At 35.4% G+C, this 5601-nt stretch carries 3 protein-coding genes; all 3 read right to left on the bottom strand.

All coding sequences use genetic code 11. From position 1 onward, the window contains the following. Positions 1-527: 527 nt before the first annotated feature. Positions 528-2468: an OmpA family protein gene (locus ACNO7W_RS16180; RefSeq protein WP_417938902.1), complete on the bottom strand. Its 1941-nt coding sequence runs from the start codon at positions 2466-2468 to the stop codon at positions 528-530. Positions 2469-2609: 141 nt separating this feature from the next. Beyond that, entirely contained in the window at positions 2610-3518 is a 909-nt protein-coding gene (locus tag ACNO7W_RS16175; RefSeq protein ID WP_417938901.1) for a type IX secretion system membrane protein PorP/SprF, read from the bottom strand. A 156-nt stretch (positions 3519-3674) separates the two neighbouring features. Next, the coding region (locus ACNO7W_RS16170; RefSeq protein ID WP_417938900.1) for a gliding motility-associated C-terminal domain-containing protein at positions 3675-5601 on the bottom strand (1927 nt) is incomplete at its 5' end.

The raw sequence follows: 5601 nt of genomic DNA, 5'->3' as shown, positions 1-5601 counted from the left end.
CTTCTGTGAAATAGTCAATAGCGGTATTAAACTGACAATTGTATCGTAAGTTTCCATATACCTATTTTCTATTAAAGTAACAAAAAAAAGTAACAACATTAATCTAGACTACAGCCAAAATAGTTAACTTAAATGCTTTTGGTTGTGAAATTTAAATTCATTTAAACGTTTAATTTTTTTATTATGTTTTATATTTAAAATTAAAAAACCTCGAAAGTTTTACTTTCGAGGTTTAGTTCATTATAATTTTATTTATTATGACTATCCGTAATGCGGACTAAAATCATTTCGAATATAATTTTCGTCGTTTGTACATTTATAAAGCATAAATAGTAGCCCACAGATTGTACAGATTATACCGATTTACACGGATTTTTTTACTCGGTGAATCAAACAGTTATTTAAATCTGTGCAAAATCCGTTCAATCCGTGTTATCTGTGTGTCCTATTTTATCCTTTGGGACATATTGCGGACTGTCATATTGTTTATGGATATAGGTAAGCTATTTTTTATATCAAAGATATATCTATAGGGCAGTGATTATAAATTCGCTGCGTCTGTTGAGTTGATGTTCATCCTCTGTACATTCTACATTATCTGCACATTTATTTACAAGTTGATTTTCTCCATAGCCTTTACCAATCAATCTGCTTGAATCAACGCCATTTTTGATTAACCAGTTTATAGTAGATTTAGCTCTTCTATCTGATAATGCTTCGTTATATTTGAAAGTTCCGCGGCTATCAGTATGGGAACGTATATCGAGCTTCATCGTTGGATATTGATTCAAAACATCTAATATTTTTTCTAAATCTAAAGCCGCTTCTACTCTAATATCAGATTTATCAAAGTCGAAGTAAATCATTTTTATACCAAAGCATTTACCCAAGTCATCGCCAATGGTTACTTTACATTTTGCTTTTTCCAATGTGATTGGTAAATATGTTTTCCCATTTTCTGTAGCAATAGTAATTTTTTGTTCTTTGGTGGTGTACTCTGTTTTTTCAGCTCTTACATTATAGGTTTTTCCACATTCGACAGTAAAAGAATAATTTCCTTTTTCATCAGAAGTAGTGGTACTTACCAGATTAAAATGACTATCATATAAAGTAATTTTAGCATTTGGCAGTAATCCTTTGGTAGTTATATCCGTTATTTCACCATATAATTCCTGCTCACAAATTAGCCTTTTGGTTTCTAAAAATTTATAAATATCATCATAACCTTGACCACCGTCTCTGTTTGAGGTAAAAAAACCTCTTCTTGATTTAGTGTCAATTAAATAGGCAAAATCATCTTTAGGAGAATTAACATCTGCACCTACATTTTGGACTTTACTGAAAGCGCCGTCCGCATTTATTTTGGACATAAAAACATCCAATCCTCCCAGACCAGGATGCCCGTCGGAAGCAAAATAAATTTCCTTTTCATCATTTACAAACGGAAAAGTTTCTCTTCCTTCTGTATTGATTGTATTTCCTAAATTTTCCGGAGTGCCAAAACTGCCATCATCATTTATTTTTACTTTGAACAAATCAGATTGGCCTATTGTTCCCGGCATATCAGAAGCAAAATATAATGTTTTTTCATCTGGACTTAAAGCAGGATGCGCTGTACTGTAATTGTCACTGTCGAAAGGAAGTTCAGTTATATTTGTCCACTGGTTGTTTTCGAAACTGGCTTTGTATATTTTTATTAAAGTAATCTGATTTCCATTTTTCCCTTTTTTACCATCAAGATAATTGTTTCTGGTAAAATACATTGTTTTTCCATTATTTGTAAAGGCAGGAGTAGATTCATGAAACTTCAAATTTATAGTTGCATCAAACTTATGTGGAACACCAGGAGTCATGTTATCACCTAAATCGGCAGAATATAAATTGGTGAAATATTGATTGGTCCAAGTGTGTTTTCTCTGTCCTAAACTTCCGGTATCTCTAGCTGAAGCAAATACGATTTTGTTTAAATACAGAGTAGTCCCATAATCGGAGTATTTCGAATTGACACCCGCATCTTCCACTTGATATCTCCCTGAATTGGCTTTGATAGCTTCTAAATAATTGGTGTTTTTTTTGAAAAGTTTTCCTCTAATATCGTTTCCTGATTTTTGATTGAATAGTTCTAAGATTTCATTGGCCTTATCATTTTGACCAATAGATTTCAAAGACTGAGCATAACGGTAATAATATTCTGGCTCCAAATTGGTGGCATCCATGGCAAATAATTCACCATACCATTTAGCAGCTTTGTCCAGTTCCGCATTAAAATAATAGGCATTTCCTAATTTTTTAAACATGTCTGCCGATTTATAACCTTTTTCCGCAACCCTTTCATAGGTTTTTATGGCATCTACATAGGCATAGTTGTCATATTTTTTATCAGCTATAGCTAGCTTCGTTTTTTGGGAATAAATGTTAAAAGAAAAAATACTTATTATTGTTATGTAAAGGAGTATATTATTTTTCATATGTAGATAATATTTGTTTTTTATTGGAATCTGGTATCACCATTCTTCATTATTGTTTATCTCATTGATGCCATTTTATTTTGGTATTCGATGATTTTCAATTGTGATTTTGAATCATGGCGATTTCATAATACTTGTTTTTTAGAAGAATCTCGGGGTTGTAATTTTGTCGTTATTTTTGAATAATTCATAGCGCAGGAAAATTTCATGTGAACCGGAATTATAGTTGTCTAAATTGGTCGTTTCAAGATCATATCCATATCCTACATACAAACCTTCAGAAACCTGAAATCCAACCATAGCACTTAACGCAGCACTCCATCTATAGGCGAGTCCCACCACAAATTTGTCATTGAACATAAAATTTCCGGACACATCCGTTTGAAGAGGAGCACCTTCTACCATTTTGGTTAGTACTGCAGGCTTGAATTTTATGGAATTATTCAAATCAAACACATATCCGGCAATTAAGTAGTAATTAACTTTTTCTTTGAAAATGGCCACTTCATTATCATCGTATCGTTTTGATTCAATAAAATTGGGTACAGAAAACCCGACATAAGCCTTATGAGAGTGTAAATAAACACCGGCACCAATATTTGGGGAGAATTTATTATTAAAATCATGCAAGCTAGGGTCATCATCCGCAGGATTTAATCGGGTTACATCTAAATCGAATAGATTAGCAGTTGCTTTAACACCGAAAGAAAGTTTAAAAGTCTCCGAAGTAGGGATGGTGTAGGACAAATCAGCCGAGATAGTATTCTCATGAGTAGGTCCAATTTTATCATTTATAATCGATACCCCCAATCCTAAATTATTTCCGTTGAGTGGCGTATTCATAGACATAGCGTTAGTTACAGGTGCTCCTTCGAGTCCAACCCATTGTGTACGATGTAAAGCGAAAATACTTAAAGCACCTCTAGATCCTGCATAAGCGGGATTAATATTGATTGTGTTATACATGTATTGAGTAAATTGAGCATCCTGTTGCGCATAACTTGCAACTCCAGTAAACAGCAAAGTGAATAATAGTATTCTTGTTTTCATAGTAGATATTTATTATTTTAAATAATCTATCGAACTCATTTATAAGAGTGCGGCAGATCAGTTTGATAAATTTCATTACTGTTTATCAATCAGAAAATAGGGTTATTCATATTGTTTTTATACCTGAGGACTTAGCCCCCAGGTATAAAATTTTAATTATTTAGTAAGGTATAAATATCCGTCTTTTTTATTGGTTATAATATTTCCATTATCATCGACAGAGGTATAGTTCAAGATGTAAAAGTAGGTACCGGTAGGTAAACCGGACGACTGACTAATAGTAGCTCTACCTTGGGAAGTACCATCAAAAGCTTTACTTGTATTATTGTAATTACTAGTTTCAAAAACCAATACACCCCATCGGTTATAAATTTCAACTGTGTTATCTGGATAACATACTGTATCATCAATATTATCAATTATGAATTTCTCATTGATTCCATCTCCATTTGGTGAGAAGGCATTATGAACTAATACCGTTCCACAAGCCAATACAATACCACCGCAATCCGCATTTACAGTCATATTTATCTTAAAGCTTCTAGGGCAAGTTGCATCATCAATTTTATATTCAAAAACATAATCACCAATAGCAACACCAAAAGGGGAGAAAGTACTACTACTACTACCTTGTGGGCGTCCAATATTATTCAAAGTTATCCAAGTTCCATTTGAAGGAGTACCTTCTGGTAACAAGTCGTTTAGATTAATTATTGATGAATCTGCATTACAGGCCGAACGGGCTATTGTAACAATACTATTTGTAATGGTAACATTAATGATTTGAGTAAATTCGGATGTATTTCCACAAGCATCAGCCACCGACCATTTTCTCACGATTGAATAGGAATTTTCGGTTCTGTTGATAATATTCTCAGTAAATACTGTAGGAGAAACTGCAGAGCAATTGTCTGCAAATACGAGTTCAGGTTTTACAGGAATCGCATCACAATTGACATCAATAGTTGAACTAAACTCCGTGGTTGTTGTAGGACCGGTAATATCCTGAACATTAATAGTTTGGGAAGCTGTTGAAGTATTTCCACAAGCATCGGTAGCGATCCAAGTCCTGGTCACAGCATATGAACCGGCACAAGCACCATTTGTAGTTACATCCGCAAAAGTCAATTCGAAATCAGAACCACACTCGTCATTAGCAGTAGCTTGAGTAAACTCAGGCATTGCAGGACAAGAGATAGTTGAAGCAGAAGGCAATGCGGCGATAACCGGAGCAGTTGTATCAGTTACGTTAATAGTTTGGGAAGCTGTTGAAGTATTTCCACAAGCATCGGTAGCGGTCCAAGTTCTGGTCACAGCATACGAACCGGCACACGCACCATTTGTCGTTACATCCGCGAAAGTCAATTCGAAATCAGAACCACATTCGTCAGAAGCAGTAGCTTGGGTGAACTCAGGTGATGCGGGACAAGAGATCGTTGAAGCAGAAGGCAATGTGGCGATAACCGGAGCAGTTGTGTCAGTTACGTTAATAGTTTGGGAAGCTGTTGAAGTATTTCCACAAGCATCGGTAGCGGTCCAAGTTCTGGTTACAGCATACGAACCGGTACATTGCCCATTTGTCGTTACATCCGCAAAAGTCAATTCGAAATCAGAACCACATTCGTCAGAAGCAGTAGCTTGAGCGAACTCAGGCGATGCGGGACAAGAGATCGTTGAAGCAGAAGGCAATGCGGCGATAACCGGAGCAGTTGTATCAGTTACGTTAATAGTTTGGGAAGCTGTTGAAGTATTTCCACAAGCATCGGTAGCTGTCCAAGTTCTGGTTACAGCATAAGAACCTGCACATTGACTATTTGTAGTTACATCCGCAAAAGTCAATGAAACATTAGAATCGATGTTGTCTTTTACAATTGCTTGATCGAAAATAGGTAAAACAGGGCAATTAATTGTCGTAGTACTCGGTAATGGGGCGATTGTAGGAGGGGTATTATCTCCATTGATTATGGTCACGCTATTTGATTGAGAAGAACAATTGTCTGTCACAGTTAAGGTGTAGGTTCCTGACGGAAGATTGCTGACGGTAGCGGTAGTTCCCACTTCAACGTTACTGGCATTTTTCCAA

This window comes from Flavobacterium sp. ZB4R12, assembly GCF_048276375.1.
Classification (GTDB): Bacteria; Bacteroidota; Bacteroidia; order Flavobacteriales; family Flavobacteriaceae; genus Flavobacterium; species Flavobacterium gawalongense.
Note: the sequence above shows the minus strand (reverse complement) of the source record. Positions and strands in the feature narration are given on the sequence as shown.